Here is a 3,005-nt window from a genome sequence, read left to right as displayed (position 1 = left end):
GCCGTGGCGAACCACTCGAAGCCCTGCTTGTTGTTGCATGCCGGCCAGATGAACTCGCCCTCACCGTCGGGCCGCCCGTTCACGGTGATCAGGCCCTCCCCGTACCTGCCGAAGCCATCGACGTAGTGCGAGATCACCGCGAAGTTGGCGTACGTCATCCCGGGATACATGTTGGGATTCGCGCCGACGCCCAGCTCGACGATGATCGGCCGGGTGCCGTCGGCGCCGTTCATCGCCGCGTACAGGTCCTTCTCGAACTGTTCGGAATCCTGGCCGCTCTGGTTCGGCTCGTTGTTCTGACTCCAGCGGATGACCGCGGGGTGGTTGCGGTCGCGCAGGACCAGCGCACGGGCGTGGTTGACCATGTTGTCGTGCCCGGTGATCCAATCCTGCCCGGACTGGGAGCCGCGGATCGCGACCTCGTCGATGATCATCAGGCCCATCTCGTCGGCCACGTCGAGCATGTACGGGCTGGCCGGCTCCTGGTGGACGCGCACCACGTTGTAGTTGAGCCGCTGGTAGTTGTCCACGGCCTGCGGCCAGCCGCCGTTGCCCGCCGAAGGCGGGAGGAAGCCGGGCAGCGTGTCGTAGGCGTCGCCCTTGCCGCCGTTGTTGATCCGGTCGTAGTCGGCACCCTGAAGGTTGTCGCCGCGGAAGTTCGCGCGCACGCCGTTGAGGTAGTAATACTCCCCGTTCTGGGTGGCCTCCCGGAACCCAAACCGGTACGTCGCTTCACTCGTCCGGCCATCGTCGGTCGCGGCGTGAACCTTGAGACGGTGAAGCTGGGCTCGGTAGCCCGACCGGTAGGGGACGTTCGGCCACCAGTACGAGGCGCTGCCGAGGTTCCACGCGACGGAATCGACCGTGACCTTGGCCGTCGACCGCGCCCCCACGGTCACGGTGCGCGACGGCAGCGCCGGGTAGGAGAACGTCCCGCCGCCGTCGGAGGAGAGCTCGCCGGTCAGCGTCACCGATCGAGCGCTGGTCGAGGTGTTGGTCACCCACATGTCGTAGCCGAGGGTCTGATTCGCCACCGACGTGCGGACGAACGTGTCACTGACGTACACGGCCGGATATACCCGCAGGAACGCGGAGCGGTAGATGCCCTGCGGGACCGCCTCGGACCACTCGGCGGCGTCGGGCACCAGGTACCGGCCGTTGGATGCCTTCAACGCGCCGCGGCCCTTCACGTCGACGCTGATCGTATGAGTGGTGCCCGGCGCGGCGTAGGCGCTGATGTCGAACTTCGACGGGGTGAATGCCGTGGTCTGCGTCGCGACCACCCGGCCGTCCACCGACAGGGTCGCCTGGTGGTTCACGGCGCCGAACTCGATCCACGCCTACTGCGGTTGCCCCGAGTCCGGCACCGTCACCGTACGCGAGTACACCGCCTGGGACACATCAGTGAACCCTTGCTTGTACCAGCCGCCTCCAGGCACCTTGATCGACGTCGTCGACCGGCCCGCCGGGGTGAAGCTCCACGTCCCGGCGAGATCGACCGAGGCGATCGCGGCATTGCCCGCGGTGAAGCCGTCGATGTCCCCAGCGGCGGCGGCGACCGTCGCGGTGGACTCCGACGGCGCGGACCGCTGTTCCGCCGCAGCCGGCTGAGCCCCGATCGTCGCGACCAGCAGGGCCGCCATCACAGCCGGCCACCTGCTCGTCGTACGTCGAGGACGGGAGGAGGGGTCGCTCCGCTTCATCGGTGATCCTTTCGGGTGAATCCCGTTTGTGAGGCACTTCCCGGGGCCGGCCGCCCCTCCGCGGGCGCCACCGCCCGGCCGTTCAGGCCGTCGCCGTTCGTCGGCGAAAGCCGACGGCTTGAGGGGGCATCCTGTCTCCTCGTAAGGGGATCGTCGTATCGGTTCGACGGCATGACCGACATCACACATAAGGCCCGGGCTCCCACCCGTCAATGCTCAGGGTTCTACAGAGATCGGATCACTTCGGCCGTCTGGCTCCCATCACGCCTGATGAGATCACGCGGTCCTAGACGTCGTGTAAGTTTCAGGCTGCCTTGGCGCCTCGAACACGGTTCCAAGATCGAGAATCGGCATGCTCGGGACCATCCAGGCCTGTATCGAACTTTCACAGTTAAACGGATCGATTCGAGCCGTCGGGCGCCTGGTAAGGGAATCGGCCCACCTACGGCCCTACGCCGCAATGACGAACGGACCGATGCCCTCGGAGACTTCCTGCACCGCTACAACAGCGGCGACAGCGGTTGCGTCTTCACCGTCGAACTCGGGCGACCGTTGCGTCCACAACACGTCGGCGACCAGTTTTCCTGCTCGCCGCCAAAGACGAGTTCGCCACAAGCTGGCTGTAACAGCTCCAACTGGTCGTAATAGATCCAATGAATGATGATCTTGTCGTTGCCGACGGATCAGGGAGCGGGCACGGTGGTTGTTAGGTGTTGGCCTGCATCTTTCGGCACTGGACCGCCCGACCGACGCCCTGCCCGCAGAGCAAGAAGCCGTCACCCTCTACCGGGAGCTGGCCGCATCTACCCCGACCGCTACCGCCTCCACCTCGGCCGCTCGCTGTCCAACCTCGGCATCACCTTCTCGGAGCTGGGCCGCGCAGCTGAGGCTTCACAAGCTCATCAGGAAGCAAAGCGTCTCATGCCACCTGGTGCGGCATCAGATCCGGAAGATTAGCAGGACCTTGCCCACGTTGCCCGATGGCAAGGCCCGACGCAGGAGGGCCGCGGCAGCCGATCGCCCTGGCCACCTATGGCGAGAAGCGAAGTGGGCGATCGTCACGGCGTTCAGTGGACTTCTGCTGACCTTTCGGGCGCGCGGGGCGGTGCGTGCCCGGACCGGCCGAAGAGCCGCAGCCGGGCACGCGGCCGTCCGGCGCGCCCGGCGGGCCGCGGGAGCAATCGTCAATACCTGTGGATCGGGATCTTTTAAGCGGCTATCGACGGGTCCTCGATAGCCGGTGATTCCTCGGGCCGCTCGACGAGCTTGCCGTTGATGAAGGTCGCCCCGGCGCGGACCAGG

At 66.4% G+C, this 3,005-nt stretch carries 2 protein-coding genes; both read right to left on the bottom strand.

Annotated elements, in window-relative coordinates; all coding sequences use genetic code 11:
• Nucleotides 1–1,319: glycoside hydrolase family 2 TIM barrel-domain containing protein (locus JOL79_RS33405; protein WP_307848864.1), on the bottom strand; the 1,319-nt coding region annotated here is incomplete at its 3' end.
• Between the two features lie 21 nt (nucleotides 1,320–1,340).
• Entirely contained in the window at nucleotides 1,341–1,703 is a 363-nt protein-coding gene (locus JOL79_RS33400; protein WP_210159942.1) for a hypothetical protein, read from the bottom strand.
• Nucleotides 1,704–3,005 lie beyond the last annotated feature (1,302 nt).

The organism is Microbispora oryzae (assembly GCF_017896165.1).
Taxonomy (GTDB): Bacteria; Actinomycetota; Actinomycetes; order Streptosporangiales; family Streptosporangiaceae; genus Microbispora; species Microbispora oryzae.
Note: the sequence above shows the minus strand (reverse complement) of the source record. Positions and strands in the feature narration are given on the sequence as shown.